Raw genomic sequence first — 17522 nt, 5'->3', positions numbered from 1 at the left:
GTGGTCTTTCGGTGGCCCGCTAGATGCGACGGTCGGCGCGCGCCGGCCACCCGATACGAGAGACACCTCATGACCACGGTGGATACCCAGCCTCAACAGCCCGCCCGCACGGACGAAGAACTCAAGGCGCAGCAACGCGCCGCCCTGCGTAAAGCCGCGCTGGAGTATCACGAGTTTCCGACCCCGGGCAAGATTTCCGTCACGCCGACCAAGCCGCTGTCGAACCAGCGCGATCTGGCCCTGGCCTACTCGCCCGGCGTGGCCGCAGCCTGCGAAGAGATCGTCGAAGACGTTGCCAACTCGTTCCGCTACACCGCGCGCGGCAACCTTGTCGGCGTGGTGACCAACGGTACCGCCGTGCTGGGCCTGGGCGACATCGGCCCGGAAGCCTCGAAGCCGGTGATGGAAGGCAAGGCCGGTCTGTTCAAGAAATTCGCCGGTATCGATGTGTTTGACATCGAGATCAACGAAAAAGACCCGCAAAAGCTGGTCGATATCATCGCCTCGCTGGAGCCGACCTTTGGCGGCATCAACCTAGAAGACATCAAGGCGCCGGAGTGCTTCTTCGTCGAGCGCGAACTGCGCAAGCGCATGAAGATCCCCGTCTTCCACGATGATCAGCATGGCACCGCCATCGTCGTGGGCGCTGGCATCACCAATGCGCTCAAGGTGGTCGGCAAGGACATCAAGAAGGTCAAGCTGGTGGCTTCGGGCGCGGGCGCTGCGGCGCTGGCCTGCCTGGACCTGCTGGTTGATCTGGGCCTGCCGCGTGAAAACATCTGGGTGACGGACCTGGCTGGCGTGGTCTACGAGGGCCGTACCGAACTGATGGACCCGGACAAGGCGCACTTCGCACAGAAGACCGACCTGCGCACGCTGGCCGAAGTCATCGATGGCGCCGACATTTTCCTGGGGCTGTCCGCCGCCGGCGTGCTCAAGCAGGACATGGTCAAGAAGATGGCCGACAAGCCGATCATCTTCGCGCTGGCCAACCCGAATCCGGAAATCATGCCGGAGCAGGCCAAGGAAGTGCGCCCCGACGTCATCATGGGCACCGGCCGCACCGACTACCCGAACCAAGTCAACAACGTCCTCTGCTTCCCGTTCATCTTCCGCGGCGCGCTGGATGTGGGCGCCACGACCATCACGCGTGAGATGGAAGTCGCCGCCGTGCACGCCGTGGCGGAGCTGGCTCGCCAGGAACAGAGCGACATCGTCGCTTCGGCCTACGGCATCCAGGACCTCTCGTTCGGCCCCGAATACCTGATCCCGAAGCCCTTCGACCCGCGCCTGATCGTCAAGATTGCGCCGGCCGTGGCGCAAGCGGCCATGCTCTCGGGCGTGGCGCAGCGTCCGATCGAAGACATGGACGCTTACCGCCAGCACCTGCAGCAGTTCGTCTACCACTCGGGCACGCTGATGAAGCCGATCTTCTCGGCCGCTCGCAAGGTGCCGATGGAGAACAAGCGCATCATCTTTGCCGAGGGCGAAGAAGAGCGTGTGCTGCGTGCCGTCCAGATCGTCGTGGACGAAAAGCTCGCCAGCCCGCTCCTGATCGGCCGCCCGGCGGTGATTGCCCATCGCATCGAACGCTTCGGCCTGCGCCTGCGTGAGGGCGTGGACTTCACCGTGGTGAACCCCGAGCACGACCAGCGCTTCCGCGACTACTGGGAGACGTATTACATGCTGATGGCCCGCAAGGGCGTGACGCCGCAGTACGCCAAGCTGGAACTGCGCCGCCGTTCGACGCTGATCGGCGCCGTGATGATCCACAAGGGTGAAGCCGACGGCATGATTTGCGGCACGGTCAGCAACACCGCCGCGCACCTGCGCTATATCGACCAGGTCATCGGTGGCACGAACTGCGTGTACGCTGCCATGAACGGTCTGGTCTTGCCGGGCCGCCAGATCTTCCTGACGGATACGCACGTCAACGTCGACCCGACCGCCGAGCAGCTGGCCGAAATCACCATCATGGCCGCCGAAGAGCTGTGCCGTTTCGGTATCAAGCCGAAGGTTGCGCTGATGTCGCACTCGAACTTCGGTTCGTCGGAGGCGCCTTCCGCCGTCAAGATGCGTGAAACGCTGGCCATCCTGCGCGAACGTGCCCCGAATCTGGAAGTGGATGGCGAGATGCACGGCGATGCCGCACTCGACGAGAAGCTGCGTGATTCGCTGGTGCCGGATTCGACGCTCAAGGGTGAGGCCAACCTGTTGGTCATGCCCAACATCGACGCCGCCAACATCGCTTACAACCTGCTGAAGACGGCCGCCGGCAACAACATCGCCATCGGCCCGATCCTGCTGGGCGCCAAGAAGCCGGTGCATATCCTTACGCCGTCTGCCACGGTGCGACGTATCCTCAACATGACGGCGCTGACCGTTGTGGATGCGGCGGCACAAGCGCAGCGCTGATCGCCACTGCACCAAAAAGGGAGCGCACGATGCTGCGCTCCCTTTTTTGGCCTGCTAAGTGTGCGTGTGCTTACATTTGTTCTATCTCAATCGTGGCTTCATAAACCCCTTCGGGTCTGTGTCGCCGGTTGATTGTTGTCATCGATGAGCGTACCCTTACGGGCTGAAGGGGTGCTTCTGAGCACATGAGGTCCGTACCGGCCAGACGCGGTTTAAGGAAGCGGTTTTCCATGCGCACGTCTGACCAAGTCGCCTCGGTTGGTGCGCGCAATTTGCTGGCGGAAGGATTCCCCAAGTCTTCGGCAGTCGCCCGACTTGTCATTTTCCCGCAAGCTTTTACGCATTGAGCCGCTTCGCTTTTCAGCTGCAAACCGGCCGTCTGTTTTCTATTGGATGGCCACCTGCGCTTGTGACCTGCGCCGGGCTGTCCGGCTGGCGCGATTCTCCCGTTAGGGCCTGCTGATGACAAAGCGACTTGGAGCGTGGATCGGCCGCTCCGTATCTCAGGCAGTGGCGCGTGGCGCGCTGGCGGCAACGCTTGCGTTGTCCGTGGGCGCCTTGCCTACCTACGCGGTTGCCCGGGACACCACCGGCATGTCTGCCGTCGTGGGAACCATTCGCTCAGCAGACTTGCCCAACGAGGCGCAGCGCACGCTGGCATTGATCGAACAGGGCGGCCCATTCCCGTATGGGAAAGATGGCACCACGTTCGGCAACTATGAACGACGTTTGCCAGCACAGCGGCGCGGGTACTACCACGAGTACACCGTCAAGACGCGGGGGGCGCGCAACCGGGGTGCCAAGCGCATCATTTGCGGCGGCGATCAGCAGGCGGCCAACGACTGCTACTACACGGAAGATCACTACAACAGTTTTCAACGGATACAGCGATGACGACCAACATGTTTGGGCTGGACGACTCGCTCACCGCACGCGATGAGCGCGTGGCCCGCGAGGTGTGGCACAAGGCGCAGAATCTGTACGATGGCGTGGTCGGGATGCAATCCCTGGGCGCACGCATCGGCGGCGCGGCCAAGTCGCCCCAGAACGCGCCGCAAAATGCACCGCACAACATCATGACGCAGGACATCACCAAGACGGACGACGACGGAGCTCGTGAAGACGCCATGAATCTGTTCAAGACGGTGCGTCCGAATATCGTGCAATCGATCCGCGCGTTTCGGGTGGCGGATCTGGCGGAATCGGCGGCGAGCCTCGGTCAGCATTTCCTGTATGCGAACTGCGCGGCTGCCACCACCAAGAGCGAAGTGCTCGACGTGATCGCGCGCGAATTCCTGTTCCCCAAGCACTTTGGTAAGAACTTTGACGCCCTGGCGGACTGCCTGACCGACATGATCTACAAGGCCGGCCCGCAGCCGGGTTTCGTGATCGTGCTCGAGGGCCTGCCGTGCCAGCCGAAGTTCGACAAGGAAGCGCGCGAAGTGCTGCTGGACGTGTTCCGGGATGCTGCGGAGTTCTGGGCGGAGCGCAAGGTCCAGTTCCGCGTGTTCTACTCGTTCGCGTGAAGTTGAGCGCCGCCGATTGTGCGGCGTTGAAATGAAAAAGCCCGCAATTGCGGGCTTTTTTGCGTCTGGTGAATCGGCTGCGTCTCAGATTGCGCGCTTGTTGCGGCGAATGCGGTCAAACCAGACCGCCAGCAGCAGGATGCCACCGCGGATCAGGTACTGATAGAACGTCGGCACATTCATCAGGCTCATCGCGTTTTGCACGGAGCCCATGATCAACACACCGACGAGGACGCCGGACACCGTTGCCACCCCGCCCGTCAGGGAGACGCCGCCCAGCACGCAGGCGGAAATGACGCCAAGCTCCAAGCCGACCGACGTTTTCGGATCGCCCAGGCTCATGCGCGAGGCCAACATCACGCCGGCAAACCCTGTCACCAAGCCTTGCAGCACGAACACGGCGATCTTGATGCGCGTGACGGGCAAGCCTGCCAGCAGGGCCGCTTCTTCGTTGCCGCCGACGGCGAGCACGTTCTTGCCGAAGACGGTTTTCTTGAGCAGGAAGCCGAACAGCACGAAGCCGATGATGTTGCTCCAGATCGGGTAGGAGATGCCGAGGAAGGCGCCGCCACCCAGGTCGAAGAAGCTTTCTTCCGAGATCATCACCGCGTCGCCGTTGGAGGTGATGTAGGCGAGGCCGCGTACGACTTCCATCATGGCCAGCGTGACGATCAGCGAGTTGATCTGATAACGCGCGACCAACACGCCGTTGACCAAGCCCACCAAGCCGCCTGCCAGCACGCCCGCCGCCACGCCGAGCGTCACGCTGTGTGTGGCGGTGATGAGCGTGGAGGCGACCACGCCCGCAAACGCGACGATGGACGCGACAGACAAGTCGACCTCGCCGAGTGCGAGCACGAACATCATCGTGACGGAGATGGAGCCGATGAGCGTGACGGAGAGCAGCAGGCCTTGGATGTTACGGCTGCTGAGAAAGCCCGGCACCGTGAACGCGAGCGCGGTGAACAGCAAGAGGAACACCAGTACGATGCCTGACCGGTTGACCAGTTCCCAGGTGAGGGCGGCACGGGAGCCAATGCGTGGGGCGGCGATCGGCGGGCCGCTCGGTACGGATTCTGTGGATTGCGTTTGCATGTGATCGGTTTCCATGGGGCGCGCAGCCTGTGAGTGACGCACCTTAGAACCTGTTCAAGATCCGTAGCGAGCGGCCGTCAGCGGGGTGAAGAGCAGCGCAGGAAGCGGAATGGACTCAAGTACATGAGGATTCCGAGCAGCGCATGAGCCCCCGAATGCGCCCCACCCGGGGCCGCACAGTAGGATCGTGAACAGGTTTTTAGCGCGGTAGTGCAAGTTTGATAAGGGTGTCGGGCGAGGCCTGCTCGCGGGGCAGATCCCCGACGATGCGGCCTTCTTTCATGACCACAATGCGATCGGCCACTCCAATGACTTCGGCCAGATCGCTCGACACAACGATGACGGTGCGCCCGGCTTCGGCCAAGCCGTAGAGCAGGCTGTAGATCTCGCTGCGGGCACCGACGTCGATGCCACGTGTGGGTTCGTCCATCAGGAAGACGTCGATGTCTTCGGCTAGCCAGCGCGAGAGGATCACCTTCTGCTGATTGCCGCCCGAAAGCTTGCCGATGGGCGTGTCGCCGTTGCGGGTCTTGATGGCGAGCTTGTCGATGAACGATCGGGTGGTCTGCGCTTCCTGCCGGTTGTTCAGCACGTTGAAGCGGCTGAAGTGGCGGCGGCAACTGATGTTCAGGTTGTCTGATACCGAGGCGATGGCGACGATGCCCTCCTGCTTGCGGTCTTCCGGGCAGAGCGCCACGCCGGCACGCACCGCATCGCGCGGCGTGTTGAACTGCACGCGTTTGCCTTTGAGATGGACTTCGCCGGTGGTCGGTTTGACTGCGCCGTAGAGCAGCTTCATCAATTCCGAGCGCCCGGCGCCGACGAGCCCGAAGAAGCCGACGATCTCGCCCGCGCGCGCGGTGAACGAGGCCGGTTCACGCAGGCCCGGGCCCATCAGGCCGCGCACGTCGACCTGCACGTCGCCGAGCGGGCGTGGCCGGTAGCCATAGACGTCTTGGATGTCGCGACCAACCATGCCGCGGATCAACCGTTCGCGGTCGAGACCCGCGCCGGCGTTGAACGTGTCAATGCACCGGCCGTCGCGGAATACGGTGACACGGTCGCACAGTTCGTACACCTCTTCCATGCGGTGCGTGACGTAGATGACGGCGCGACCCTCAGCCCGCAGCGCGCGGATGATGCGGAACAACTGCTGCGTCTCGCGCGAGGACAGCGAACTCGTCGGCTCGTCAAAGGCGATGACGCGCGCATCGCGCATCAGCGCCTTGCCGATCTCGATCATCTGGCGCTGGCCGATCGACAGGTGCTTGACCGGCTGATTCGGATCGAGCTTCTCGCCCAGCCGTTCCAGTTCACGCAGGGCGCGGGCGATCAGCGCTTTCTCGTCGAGCACGCCAAAGCGGTTGGGCAGCGCGCCAAGCATCAGGTTTTCGGCCACCGTGAGTTCGGGCACGAGGTGTAGTTCCTGATAGATGATCGCAATGCCGGCTGCGATGGCCGCGCGCGTGTTCGTGAATTGCTGCGGCACGCCGTCGAGCGACAGCGTGCCGGCTTCCGGCTGATTCACACCCGACAGCACCTTGAGCAGCGTCGATTTGCCGGCGCCGTTCTCGCCCATCAGGCCATGCACCTCACCACGGCGGATGTCGAGCGAGACATGGTCGAGCGCCAGCACGCCGGGAAAGCGCACGGTGATGCCGTCGAGCTTCAGATAGGCATCGTGCGGGGCACCGTCGGGCGCGCCGGCTTCATCAAGGGATAGGACTGTCATCGATTGCTCTTTGCGGATGCGCGTGGGGCGCAGGACCACCCGCGCCCCGCGCGTTGCATCAAATACCCAGTTCCTTGCGCACGTCCTGCCAATTGCTGCGCGTCATGAGCTTGCCGGTGGTCTGCGTGTCGGCGGGCGGCTGCTTGCCGGTCTTGATCCACTGGACGAGGTTGGCGGCGCTGTCCTTGCCATGGCTCGTCGAGCTCACGGCGATCGTGCCGAAGAAGCCGGTCGGTTCCTTGCGCTGGAATTCGGCAAACGCCTCGCCGGCACCGTTGATGCCGACGCCGATCACATCGGCAGAAGGAATGTGCAGTTGCTCAGTCGCGCGCACGCCGCCCAGCACGGTTTCTTCGTTGAGCGCGAAGATCACCCACTTCTTGATGTTCGGGTGCTGCGCCAGCACCGGCGACGCGGCATTGAAGCCGCCTGCATCATCGGTGGTCTTTTGCGGCGCGTCGAAGATGTTCTCCTTCTTGAAGCCGCCGGCCAGCAGCGTTTGCGTGGCGCCGTCGGTGCGCAGCTTGGCGGTTGGCAACTCGTAGTTGGTGATGCGCAGCGCGCCGACTTCCTCGGGCTTCCAGCCGCGGCGCTTCATTTCCTCAGAGATGGCCTGGCCGACCTGGTTACCGATCTTGAATGCCGACATGCCGAGGTGCGGCACATCGGTCAGCGGCTTGCCGGACGAATCCACGAGTTGGTCGTCCACGGTGACGAACTTCATGTCGTAGCGCTTGGCGCGTGCTTTGATCGCTGGCCCCAGGCGCACGTCAGGCGCGCAGATGACGAAACCCTTGGCGCCTTGCGCGCCGAGGTTGTCGATGGCGGACAGCACTTTTTCGCCATCGGGCGTGCCGATGTTCACGACAGAAAAGCCGTCTTTCTTGCCGAGATCGGTGGCGGCCTTTTGCTCGTTGATGAACCAGGCCTGCTCGGGCATCTTGACCAGGAAGCCGATCTTGAGCGGCTCGTCGGCATGAGCGGGCAGGCTGGCGGCCAGCGGCCCGAGGCACAGGGCGGTGGCCAGGGCAGATAGGGTCAGCCGGCGAAGTTTGCGTTGCATGGTTTGTCTCCTCGTTGGAATGGCTCTAGTGGCACTACGTAAATTGGGGGCGGGTTTCAGGGCTCGAACGGCTCGACCAGATGGCGCCGGCCCAGCAGCATGGCGTCGGCTACGTGCTGCAGGGGGCGGACATCTACGTCGCTCTCGCCCGCGGCGATGAGTTCAAGAAAGCGGGCGTACAGGCTCGGGTATTCGCGCTCAGGGCCGACGTCGACTTCAACGCCATCGATGGTCAAGTGCTTGCCACCTTGTGCAAGCCGAAGCGTGCCATCGCGCGTGGTGACGTCGATCTGCCAAAGCTCACCGGCGTCATGGCGCCAGTCGAATTCGGCCTGGATGCTTGTGCCGTGGACATCGGTAAAGGCAAGGCTGGCCGCGATCGGCGTTTGTTGATTGGAGGGCACCCACAGGTCGGCCGACTTCAGGAAGAACGCCTGCGGCAGCACGCGCGTCAGGATCGACAACGCGTTGATGCCGGGGTCGAACACACCGAGCCCGCCGGGTTCCCAGATCCATGCCTGGTTCGGGTGCCAGCGGCGCACGTCTTCTTTCCACTGCACGTTGACCGAGACGATGGACCGGTTTGCCAGCCACGCGCGCGCCGCTTCAACGCCCGGTGCGTGGCGCGAATGCCAGGACGCAAACAGCGAGCAGCCATGTTGCTGTGCCAGCTCGGCGAGGATCGTGACCTCTGACACGCTTGCACCTGGCGGCTTTTCCAGCATCACGTGTTTACCGGCGGCGAGCGCGGCCCGGGCTTGCGCAAACCGCACCTGCGGCGGCGTGCACAGGGAGACGGCTTGCAACGCTGGCTCGACCGCCAGCATGGCCTCAAGCGTGGTGTAGTGGGTCAGGCCTTCAACGCGCGAATGCGGACTCGCGCAGGCCGCGAGTTTGAACCCCGGCTCCGCAGCGAGCGCGGGCAGGTGCTGATCGCGCGCGATCTTGCCGATGCCGACAATGCCGATGGCGATAGGTGTGGTTTCGCGGCGCATGGTCAGCGGCCCCAATGCAACACCAGCGGGTCGAGGCGGCGGGCAATGTCGATCAGTTGTCGCCGCGTGTCCGGATGCATCGGCGGCAACGGATGGCGAGAGGCCTCGCAGGCAATCACGCCGCCTTCCTTCATCAGCGCCTTGGCCGTGAGGATGCCGCCCTGGCGGTTCTCGTGGTTAATGAGCGGCAACCAACGCTGATAGCGCTCGAACGCCAGATCAGGCTGCCCTTGGGTGTGTGCCTCGATGATCGGCCGGATACCATCCGGAAACGCGCCGCCCGTCATGCTGCCGGTGGCGCCGGCGTCCAGATCGGCCAGCAGCGTGATGGCTTCTTCGCCATCCCACGGGCCTTCGATGGCGTCGCCGCCCAGGCGGATCAACTCACGCAGCTTGGTCGCGGCGCCGGCAGTTTCCATCTTGAAGTACGACACCTGCTCGATCTCGCGGGCCATGCGTGCGAGGAAGGCGGGCGACAGCACCGTGCCGGCAGCCGGCGCGTCCTGAATCATGATCGGAATGTCGATGGCATCCGACACACGCGTGAAGAATTCGTAGATCTGCGGCTCGGGCACGCGGAACGTGGCGCCGTGGTAGGGCGGCATTACCATCACCATGGCGGCACCCATGTCCTGCGCGCGGCGGCTGCGTTGCGCGCAGACCTGCGTGCCGTAGTGCGAGGTGGTGACGATCACGGGCACGCGGCCGGCTACGTGTTCCAGCGCGGTGCGGGTGAGCACTTCGCGCTCGTCGTCGGACAGCGAGAACTGTTCGGAAAAATTGGCCAGGATGCACAGGCCATCCGAGCCGGCATCGATCATGAAATCGATGGCGCGCTTCTGGCTGGCGAGGTCGAGCTCGCCGGTTTCAGTGAACGTGGTGGGCACCACAGGAAAGATGCCTTGATAGCGCGGCTTGCTGTTGCGGGTCATGGAATCTGTGAGGTCGGAAAGTCAGCGGAAGAGGTTGCATTCAGTGCGCGGGCCGCGTCGTCAGCATGGCGCGCACGACAAACGACATCACCACGGCAAACACGAGCGCGGCGGCGAGGAAGTACAGACCGGCTGACAGGCTGCCCGTGGCGTTTTTGATCACGCCAATGCCATAGGGGCCGAAGTAACCGCCCAGGTTGGCCAGCGAGTTGATGGTCGCGATTCCCACCGCGGCGCTCGCGCCGGTCAGGAACTGCCCCGGCAACGCCCACACGACGGCCTGAATCGAATAGGCCGCAAACGCGAACAGGCAGAGGCAGGCCAGCTGCAGCGCGGGCGTTTGCGCCCATGCGCTTGCCGCCATGCCGAGCGCAGCCAGCGCCGACAGGATGGCGATATGCCAGTAGCGCTCGCCGGTGCGGTCCGAATGGCGCGGCACCAGGAACAAGCCCAGCACGGCAAACAGATAAGGCACCGCCGACAGCAAACCCGTGGTGGCATCGCTCACGCCAAACTGCTTGATGATGGTCGGCAGCCACAGCGAGAGGCCGTAGATGCTCAGCGGAAACGGCAGAAACAGCAGCGCCAGCATCAGCACGCGCACATCCTTGAGTGCCTTGAGCGGGTTGCCGTGCGGCTTCAGTGCATAGGCGGCGTGGTCTGCGGCCAACTCCCGCTCGATCCACGCGCGGTCCGCCGCCGGCAGCCAGTGTGCGTGCGCGGGGGATTCCGGCAGCAAGCGCAGTGTGGGCAGGCACAGCAGCACCGCCGGCAGGCCGCTCATCACAAACAGCATCTGCCAGCTCGACATGCCGAACGCGCTCGGCGCCGACAGCAGCCACCCCGCGATGGGCCCCGTAATGATGAGCGCGATAGGCTGCGCGAGCACCAGCAAGCCGACGATGCGCGCACGGTGGCGCATCGGAAACCACTTCGTCAGGAAGTACAGAATGCCGGGATACAAACCGGCTTCCGCCGCACCCAGCAGAAAGCGCAGCACGTAGAAGCTGATGGGGCCCCTCGTCAGCGCCATGGCCATGGTGATGACGCCCCAGGTGAACAGGATGCGCGCAAACCAGCGGCGCGCACCGAAGCGTTCCAGCGCCAGGTTGCTCGGCACCTCGCATAGGAAATAGCCGATGAAGAACAACCCCGCACCCAATCCATAGGCGGCGTCGCCAATACCAACTGCCGCATTCATGTGCAGCTTGGCGAAGCCGACCACGGAGCGGTCGATATACGCGACCACGTAGATCAGCGCGAGGAATGGCATCAGCTTGCGCGTGAGCATGCGGATGATGCGCTGCTCCTGCGATGCGTCTGCCGAGGCCGCCTGCGTGGTGCGGGCGGAAGTGGGTGAGCTGGCGGTGTGCGCGGTCTCCATGTGTCTGCCTCGGCTCAGTGCGAGTGGCGTGGCACGGCAGCGCCGCGGCATCCGACCAGGAAATCGAGGTCGCAGCCTTCGTCGGCCTGCAGCACGTGGTTGACGTACAGGCGCTGGTAGCCACCGGCCTCGCCGTGTGAGCGTGGGGGCTCGTAGGCGGCCAGGCGGCGCGCGAGTTCTTCGGGGGCGATGTCCAGGTGCAGCGTGCCGGCTTCGCAGTCGAGTTCGATCCAGTCGCCGTCCTGCACGGCTGCCAGCGGGCCGCCAGACGCCGCTTCTGGCGCCACGTGCAGCACCACCGTGCCGTAGGCAGTGCCACTCATGCGCGCGTCGGAAATGCGCACCATGTCCTTCACACCCTGACGCAGCAGCTTGGGCGGCAGGCCCATGTTGCCCACCTCGGCCATGCCCGGATACCCCTTCGGCCCGCAGTTCTTCATCACCAGCACGGAGCTCGCATCCACCTCCAGGGTTTCGTCGATGATGCGTTCCTTGTAGTGCTCCAGGTTTTCAAAGACGACGGCGCGGCCGCGATGCTTGAGCAGCTCGGGGCTCGCCGCAGACGGCTTGAGCACCGCACCGCGCGGCGCCAGATTGCCGCGCAACACGCGAATGCCGCCATCGTCGATCAGCGGATTGCTCAGCGGGCGGATGACTTCGTCGTCGGTAATCGGTGCGGCTTTCACGTTTTCCCACAGCGTCTTGCCGTTGACGGTGAGTGCGTCAGGATGCGGCAGCAGATTCGCCTCGCCCAGGCGGCGCAGCACCGCAGGCAGACCACCGGCGTAATAGAACTCCTCCATCAGGAAGCGGCCCGAGGGCATCAGGTCGACGATGGTCGGTGTGTCTTTGCCGATGCGCGACCAGTCTTCCAGCTCCAGCGGCACGCCAATGCGCCCGGCAATCGCCTTCAGGTGGATGACCGCGTTGGTCGACCCGCCAATCGCAGCGTTGGCGCGGATGGCGTTTTCGAATGCGGCGCGCGTGAGGATCTTCGACAGCGTCAGCCCCTGCAGCGCCATCTCGACGATGCGGATGCCCGACATGTGCGCCAGCACGTAGCGCCGCGCATCCACTGCGGGAATCGCCGCGTTGTGCGGCAGCGAAGTGCCGAGCGCCTCAGCCATGCAGGCCATGGTGGACGCCGTGCCCATCGTGTTGCAGGTGCCGGCCGAGCGCGACATCCCCGCTTCCGCCGACAGGAAATGATGCAGATCGATCTCGCCCGCCTTGAGCGATTCGTGCAGTTGCCACACCGCCGTGCCCGAGCCGATGTTCTTGCCATCGAGTTTGCCGTTGAGCATCGGCCCGCCTGTCACCACGATGGCCGGCACGTCGCAACTGGCGGCGCCCATCAGCAGGGCGGGCGTGGTCTTGTCGCAGCCGGTGAGCAGCACCACCGCGTCGATCGGGTTACCGCGAATCGCCTCTTCGACATCCATGGCCGCGAGGTTGCGCGTGAGCATGGCGGTCGGGCGCAGGTTCGACTCGCCGTTGGAGAACACCGGAAACTCCACCGGAAAGCCGCCCGCCTCATAGATGCCGCGCTTGACGTGCTCGGCGAGCTTGCGGAAATGCGCGTTGCACGGCGTGAGCTCCGACCACGTGTTGCAGATGCCGATGATCGGGCGGCCGTCAAATTCATGATCGGGAATGCCCTGGTTCTTCATCCAGCTCCGGTACATGAAGCCGTTCTTGTCGGCAGTGCCGAACCATTGGGCTGAGCGCAGCTTGGGTTTTGTTTCCGACATAGGTGCGTGTGACGGACGTGGGGCGAGCGCAAGGCATGCGCACCGACCGGCTGCGTGGCAGGTCGCCGCGCGGCACGTCCGTGGTCTCCGGTGTGGTTGTGGTTTTGATCGGCCCGAGTGTACGGAGCGGCCTGATATCCTTCCAATGAAATATTGGCCTTCATTGATATCCAATCCGGTATCTCAGGGAAACCCCCATGTCGAACTCCAGCCCCTGGTATGTGCGTGCGCGCTTGAAAACGCGGCAATTGCTGCTGCTGATTGCGCTGGCCGAGGAGGGCAACATCCACCGCGCGGCAGCGGTGCTCAACATGACGCAGCCGGCGGCCTCCAAGCTGCTGCGCGAGCTGGAAGCGATGCTCGATGTGCCGCTGTTCGAGCGCATGCCGCGCGGCATGCGGCCCACGCGCTATGGCGACGCGCTGATCCGCCACGCGCGGGCGGTGGTCGGCAGCCTGAATCAGGCGCAGGAAGAGGTGCTCGGGCTCAAGGCAGGTCATCTTGGCCACGTGGCGGTCGGCACCATCACCTCGCCGGGCGTACGGGTGCTGCCGCCCGTGGTGGCGCAGGTCACGCGCGAGCACCCAGGTTTGCGCGTCTCGCTGGAAATCGAGAACAGCAATGTGCTGTTGGAGCGACTCGCGCAGGACAAGCTCGACCTCGTCATCGGCCGGCTGTTTGCCGAGCACGACAAGCTGCACCTGCGCTACGAGCCCCTGGCCGACGAGCCGGTCGTTGCGGTCGCGCGGCCCGGGCATCCCCTGCTGGCCGAGCCGACGCTGACCCTGCACGACGTGCAGGCGGCCACCTGGGTGGTGCCGCCCATTGGCAGCGTGCTGCGCCACCGGTTCGACCTGATGTTCCAGCGGGCCAGCCTGACAGCGCCGACCAGCGTGGTGGAAACCTCCGCGCTGCTGTTTCTCACACGCATCCTGCAGCAGAGCGACATGCTGGCCGTGATCGGCGTCGATGTCGCGCAGTACTACGCGTCGTATCGCATGGTGGAAATTCTGCCGCTTGCGATGCCGTGCCAGATGGACGACTTCGGCATCATCACGCGCACGGATCGGCTGCTGTCGCCGGCCGCCATGCATGTGGTGGAGGCGCTCCGCACGGCGGGTCGCACGGCCTACGACAGCCAGGGCTGATCCGGCGCCGGATGCCGGAAACGAAAAGAGCCCGCAATAGCGGGCTCTTTACCATGGCAGCGAATGCGCTTATGCAGCCGGCAGCGAACCTTGCGGCGTGAGATGGTTCACCGCTTCCGGCAGACCTTCGGCGAGCTGGTTGGCGAGATCGCCTTCGTTGATGCCGAAGTTGGACGCCAGTTTCGACACTTCCTCCAGCGCGCCCGTGCCGCTTAGCGCTTGCGTGATCTGCTCGCCCGACACCGGCAGGTTCTGACCATTGCCGATCCACGATTTGACCTGCTCGCCCAGACCGGCTTGCTCCAGGATCTGCTGCAGTGGGCCGAGACCGCCTGCCGCGGCCTGATCTGCGTTGCCGCTGCCGCCGCCCAGCAAGCCGCCAAGCAGACCGCCCAGGCCACCTGCACCGCCCGCACCGCCGAGCAGGCTGCCCAGCGCGCCGGCACCGCCTGCCCCGCCCAGCAGGCTACCCAGCGAACCAAACAGGCCGCCGTCTTGCTCTTGCTGCGGTTGGGCACCGTTGCCGGCGTCTTGCGTTTTGCCGTGCTTCATTGCCAGATAGGCCAGCACGCCCACGGCGAGCAGTACTTTCTTGTTGCCCAGCAAGGACGATTGCGCGCCGCTGGCGTCATTGCCGCCGCCGAGGATGGAATCGAGTAGACCCATGATGAAGCTCCTATGGTCAATGGCGGGACAGGGTAGGCGCCCGCCGGGGGGATCAAACGGTCAGTGTTTCGCCGTTACAACTCAAAACTCGCCGAGCACGGCGTGCAGCGCGGACACGGCAACGAGCGCCGCCGATTCCGTTCTCAGAATACGTCGCCCGAGTGTCAACGGTAAGAAACCGGCGGCTTCGGCCAGCGCTTCCTCGTCGGGGGAAAGGCCGCCTTCGGGGCCGATCAGCAGGACGATGCCGCGGTCTTCAATCCGCTCGCGCGATTGCACGGCCCATTGCGTGAGCGATTGCGTGCCGCGCGGTGACAGCAACACGCGCGGCACGTCGGTCGATTTGGCGTCCGCCAGCCACTCGCGCAGCGTGGCAATGGGCGCGACAGCCGGCACGCGCGCGCGGCCACATTGTTCGCAGGCGGCCTGCACCAGCGCCTGCCAGTGCTGCATGCGCTTGGCGGCACGCTCGCCGGAGAGCCGCACTACCGCGCGTTCCGTCTGCAGCGGGGCGATGGCGTGTACGCCCAGCTCCACCGATTTCTCGATCAGCCAATCCATCTTGTCGCCGCCGGCAATGCCCTGGGCGAGCGTGATCGCGTAGCGCGCCTCGGTGTCGGGCTGGGTGGCATCCGTCAGGCTGGCGGTGGCATCGCGCTTGTTGATGGTATCCAGGCGTGCGCGGAACTCATTGCCGGAGCCATCGAACAGGCAGACCTCATCGCCAACCGTCAGGCGCAGGACGTGGATGTGGCGTGTGACGGCTTCCGGCAGCGCGATGGTTGTGTGCGGGCCAAGCGGGGTGTCGACGTAAAAGCGGGGAAGCCCCATGTAACGCAATCCTTTTGGTGAGTCGGGTGGGGCGATCAGGCGGCGGGCGTAGGCCGGCAGGCGAGGCCCCAGCGGTAGCCGTCGGGGTCGCGCACGGCGGCGTAGCGCTCGCCCCAGAAGGCGTCGTGCGGCGCCATGATCGACGTGGCGCCTTGGTCGAGCGCCTGCTGGTAGGCGGCGTCGACGTTTTCGCAATACAGGTGGAAGCTCTGCGGGCATTCAAAGCCCGCGCCGGCCGGGGCCTTGGCCGTGGAGCCGAATACGCCTTCGGGTGCGAACATCAGCATGAGCTGGCCTTGGTAGGACATCTCGACGTGGATCGGGCGGCCGTGGTCGTGCACTTCGTCCTGTACGGCAAAGCCAAATGCGTTGCGATAGAAACCGATGGCGGCGGACGCGTCTCGCACCGTCAGGTAGGGGACGAGCCACGGTGTATTAGCGGGGCGGGGGAAGCTCATGGCGGGCTCCTTCTTCAATCCGGACGAGCCGGGACAGCCAGGGACGATTAGTGTAGAGCGCTTGCCACGCCACAATCAAAAAGAAATCAAAACACCTCGCCCGGCACCTGCAGATTGCGCGCGCGGCCGGCACTGCGCGCCACTTCATCGATGAGCCATTGCCGGAACAGTGCGAAGCCTGCGTGTTCCGCCGCTTCGCGCGGGTGGATGAGGTAGTACGACAGCCGTAGCGAGGCTTCCGTCGCGAGGGGCCGCACGAGGCGCCCCGCGGCGATGTCGTATTCCACGAGGATGCCCTGGCCGAGCGCTACGCCCTGGCCGTCAATGGCGGCTTGCAGCGCCATCAGCGCCTCGGAAAACGCCGGCCCGCGCGTGGCGTCGATCTGGCGTACCCCCACCTCGTCGAGCCATTGCTGCCACGTCGGGTGATGTGCGAGGTGGCGTCCGCCGCGCTCGTGCAGCAAGGTGTGTGCAGCCAAGTCTTGCGGCATGCGAATCGCCTCTTGCAGGGTGGCATTGCACACGGGGAAGAAATCGGTGGAGGTGAACCACTCGACGCGCAGGTTGGGCGCGTTGATCTGCCGATCGTCGATGCAGAGGTCGAACTGGCCGTGGTCTTGCACATCGGCGGTGGAGACCTCGACGCGCACATGCGGGTGCTGGTTGAAGAAGCGGTACAGGCGCGGCACCAGCCACTTGGCGCCGAAGGTTGGTGGCACGGCCACGCGCAATGGCGTGTCGGCGGTATCCATCAGCAGGTCGGTGGCCTGTTCCAGCGCACGCAGGGCATCGCGCACGCGGGGGAGGTAGTTCTCGCCGGCGTCCGTCAGCGTGAGCTGGTTGTTGCGGCGTGCGAAGAGTTTCTTGCCGAGATGATCTTCGAGCAGCTTGATCTGGTGGCTGACGGCAGCGTTGGTCACGCAAAGCTCGTCGGCGGCCCGGCTGAAACTCAGGTGGCGGCCCGCAACTTCAAAGACGCGCAATGCGTTAAGGGGAGGTAGGCGTCTTGCCATGCGTTCTCGTTAAGTTAAATTTAACGTACCGCGAAGAATTTGTAGTTTGCCACGTTCTTCACACTGCAACTACAAATGCGCCTGGGGACGGTTTGCACTCGCCTGGTGTCTGCCTCCAGCGATCTCAATCCACGCGACGCACCGGCCCCGCCTACAAAAACATTCAGGAGACGTCATGAATCGAACCACCGCTGTTCGCGGGATGTCGGCGTGCGCGCTTGGGCTCACGTTCGCGCTCGCTGGCTGGACCGCTCCCGCCCTCGCGCAAACCAACGTCACGCTGTACGGCCGCGTCGTCAGCGGCATCGATTACCAGAACAACGTTGCCGCCACCGCGACGTCGCCGGGCGGTAGCCTCTGGCGCGCCGCTGACAACCAGTGGGGGACCAGCATGTTCGGGTTCATGGGCAAGGAGGACCTGGGCGGCGGTTTGCAGGCCGTCTTCCGCCTGGAGTCCGGCTTTGGCGCCGCCCAAGGCAAAACCAACGGCGATGCGCTCTTCAACCGCCGTTC

16 protein-coding genes are annotated in these 17522 nt (G+C 64.5%); 5 read left to right on the top strand and 11 right to left on the bottom strand.

Going from position 1 to position 17522, the window contains the following annotated elements; translation table 11 throughout:
- Window positions 1–69 precede the first annotated feature (69 nt).
- From AB0305_RS09615 to AB0305_RS09605, 3 genes are all read left to right on the top strand, one after another.
- Entirely contained in the window at window positions 70–2415 is a 2346-nt protein-coding gene (locus AB0305_RS09615) for an NADP-dependent malic enzyme (RefSeq protein WP_366172609.1), read from the top strand.
- A 462-nt stretch (window positions 2416–2877) separates the two neighbouring features.
- Entirely contained in the window at window positions 2878–3309 is a 432-nt protein-coding gene (locus AB0305_RS09610; protein ID WP_366172607.1) for a ribonuclease domain-containing protein, read from the top strand.
- Window positions 3306–3941 carry a barstar family protein gene (locus tag AB0305_RS09605; RefSeq protein WP_366172605.1) on the top strand — a complete coding sequence of 212 codons (636 nt, stop codon included), beginning with the start codon at window positions 3306–3308 and terminating at the stop codon, window positions 3939–3941. Before AB0305_RS09610 ends, AB0305_RS09605 begins: the two co-directional genes overlap by 4 nt.
- A gap of 84 nt (window positions 3942–4025) precedes the next feature.
- Here AB0305_RS09605 and araH read toward each other — a convergent pair whose 3' ends face one another.
- The 7 genes from araH to AB0305_RS09570 all read right to left on the bottom strand — a co-directional run bounded on the left by araH (window position 4026) and on the right by AB0305_RS09570 (window position 12893).
- The gene (araH, locus tag AB0305_RS09600; protein ID WP_366172603.1) at window positions 4026–5051 is read right to left on the bottom strand and encodes an L-arabinose ABC transporter permease AraH; all 1026 of its coding nucleotides are present in this window, start codon (window positions 5049–5051) and stop codon (window positions 4026–4028) included.
- 184 nt (window positions 5052–5235) lie between these two features.
- The gene (araG, locus tag AB0305_RS09595) at window positions 5236–6768 is read right to left on the bottom strand and encodes an L-arabinose ABC transporter ATP-binding protein AraG (protein WP_366172601.1); all 1533 of its coding nucleotides are present in this window, start codon (window positions 6766–6768) and stop codon (window positions 5236–5238) included.
- Window positions 6769–6826: 58 nt separating this feature from the next.
- A complete protein-coding gene (locus AB0305_RS09590; RefSeq protein WP_366172599.1) occupies window positions 6827–7831 on the bottom strand; it encodes an arabinose ABC transporter substrate-binding protein in 1005 nt (334 codons plus the stop codon).
- A gap of 56 nt (window positions 7832–7887) precedes the next feature.
- Window positions 7888–8826, bottom strand: coding sequence for a Gfo/Idh/MocA family oxidoreductase (locus AB0305_RS09585; protein WP_366172597.1), 939 nt, complete (start codon window positions 8824–8826; stop codon window positions 7888–7890).
- A gap of 2 nt (window positions 8827–8828) precedes the next feature.
- Entirely contained in the window at window positions 8829–9758 is a 930-nt protein-coding gene (locus AB0305_RS09580) for a dihydrodipicolinate synthase family protein (protein WP_366172595.1), read from the bottom strand.
- A gap of 40 nt (window positions 9759–9798) precedes the next feature.
- Window positions 9799–11142: an MFS transporter gene (locus AB0305_RS09575; RefSeq protein ID WP_366172593.1), complete on the bottom strand. Its 1344-nt coding sequence runs from the start codon at window positions 11140–11142 to the stop codon at window positions 9799–9801.
- A gap of 14 nt (window positions 11143–11156) precedes the next feature.
- On the bottom strand, window positions 11157–12893 hold the full coding sequence (locus tag AB0305_RS09570) for an IlvD/Edd family dehydratase (RefSeq protein WP_366172591.1): 1737 nt from the start codon (window positions 12891–12893) through the stop codon (window positions 11157–11159).
- A gap of 197 nt (window positions 12894–13090) precedes the next feature.
- Here AB0305_RS09570 and AB0305_RS09565 point away from each other — a divergent pair, with 197 nt between their 5' ends.
- Window positions 13091–14041 (top strand): LysR family transcriptional regulator, encoded by a 951-nt coding sequence (locus AB0305_RS09565; protein ID WP_366172589.1) that lies wholly within the window; start codon window positions 13091–13093, stop codon window positions 14039–14041.
- 69 nt (window positions 14042–14110) lie between these two features.
- Here the strand turns inward: AB0305_RS09565 and AB0305_RS09560 are convergent, their stop codons facing one another.
- The 4 genes from AB0305_RS09560 to gcvA all read right to left on the bottom strand — a co-directional run bounded on the left by AB0305_RS09560 (window position 14111) and on the right by gcvA (window position 17009).
- Entirely contained in the window at window positions 14111–14707 is a 597-nt protein-coding gene (locus AB0305_RS09560) for a YidB family protein (protein WP_366172587.1), read from the bottom strand.
- An 81-nt stretch (window positions 14708–14788) separates the two neighbouring features.
- Complete coding sequence (locus AB0305_RS09555) at window positions 14789–15538, bottom strand: 16S rRNA (uracil(1498)-N(3))-methyltransferase (protein ID WP_366172585.1); 750 nt, start codon at window positions 15536–15538, stop codon at window positions 14789–14791.
- Between the two features lie 35 nt (window positions 15539–15573).
- On the bottom strand, window positions 15574–15996 hold the full coding sequence (locus AB0305_RS09550; RefSeq protein ID WP_366172583.1) for a glyoxalase/bleomycin resistance/extradiol dioxygenase family protein: 423 nt from the start codon (window positions 15994–15996) through the stop codon (window positions 15574–15576).
- A gap of 86 nt (window positions 15997–16082) precedes the next feature.
- On the bottom strand, window positions 16083–17009 hold the full coding sequence (gene gcvA / locus AB0305_RS09545) for a transcriptional regulator GcvA (RefSeq protein ID WP_366172581.1): 927 nt from the start codon (window positions 17007–17009) through the stop codon (window positions 16083–16085).
- A 175-nt stretch (window positions 17010–17184) separates the two neighbouring features.
- Here gcvA and AB0305_RS09540 point away from each other — a divergent pair.
- On the top strand, window positions 17185–17522 hold a 338-nt coding region (locus tag AB0305_RS09540), incomplete at its 3' end, for a porin (RefSeq protein ID WP_366172579.1).

The organism is Arthrobacter sp. NPDC080086, assembly GCF_040702285.1.
This window is presented reverse-complemented; position numbering and strand designations above follow the sequence as displayed.

Excerpts from the sequence above, each read along its gene's own strand:
- AB0305_RS09555 (WP_366172585.1), bottom strand. The coding sequence starts at position 15,538 with ATGGGGCTTCCCCGCTTTTACGTCGACACCCCGCTTGGCCCGCACACA.
- araG (WP_366172601.1), bottom strand. The coding sequence starts at position 6,768 with ATGACAGTCCTATCCCTTGATGAAGCCGGCGCGCCCGACGGTGCCCCG.
- AB0305_RS09575 (WP_366172593.1), bottom strand. The coding sequence starts at position 11,142 with ATGGAGACCGCGCACACCGCCAGCTCACCCACTTCCGCCCGCACCACG.
- AB0305_RS09585 (WP_366172597.1), bottom strand. The coding sequence starts at position 8,826 with ATGCGCCGCGAAACCACACCTATCGCCATCGGCATTGTCGGCATCGGC.
- AB0305_RS09560 (WP_366172587.1), bottom strand. The coding sequence starts at position 14,707 with ATGGGTCTACTCGATTCCATCCTCGGCGGCGGCAATGACGCCAGCGGC.
- araH (WP_366172603.1), bottom strand. The coding sequence starts at position 5,051 with ATGGAAACCGATCACATGCAAACGCAATCCACAGAATCCGTACCGAGC.
- AB0305_RS09610 (WP_366172607.1), top strand. The coding sequence starts at position 2,878 with ATGACAAAGCGACTTGGAGCGTGGATCGGCCGCTCCGTATCTCAGGCA.
- AB0305_RS09570 (WP_366172591.1), bottom strand. The coding sequence starts at position 12,893 with ATGTCGGAAACAAAACCCAAGCTGCGCTCAGCCCAATGGTTCGGCACT.
- AB0305_RS09550 (WP_366172583.1), bottom strand. The coding sequence starts at position 15,996 with ATGAGCTTCCCCCGCCCCGCTAATACACCGTGGCTCGTCCCCTACCTG.
- AB0305_RS09580 (WP_366172595.1), bottom strand. The coding sequence starts at position 9,758 with ATGACCCGCAACAGCAAGCCGCGCTATCAAGGCATCTTTCCTGTGGTG.
- AB0305_RS09590 (WP_366172599.1), bottom strand. The coding sequence starts at position 7,831 with ATGCAACGCAAACTTCGCCGGCTGACCCTATCTGCCCTGGCCACCGCC.
- AB0305_RS09615 (WP_366172609.1), top strand. The coding sequence starts at position 70 with ATGACCACGGTGGATACCCAGCCTCAACAGCCCGCCCGCACGGACGAA.
- AB0305_RS09565 (WP_366172589.1), top strand. The coding sequence starts at position 13,091 with ATGTCGAACTCCAGCCCCTGGTATGTGCGTGCGCGCTTGAAAACGCGG.
- AB0305_RS09605 (WP_366172605.1), top strand. The coding sequence starts at position 3,306 with ATGACGACCAACATGTTTGGGCTGGACGACTCGCTCACCGCACGCGAT.
- gcvA (WP_366172581.1), bottom strand. The coding sequence starts at position 17,009 with ATGGCAAGACGCCTACCTCCCCTTAACGCATTGCGCGTCTTTGAAGTT.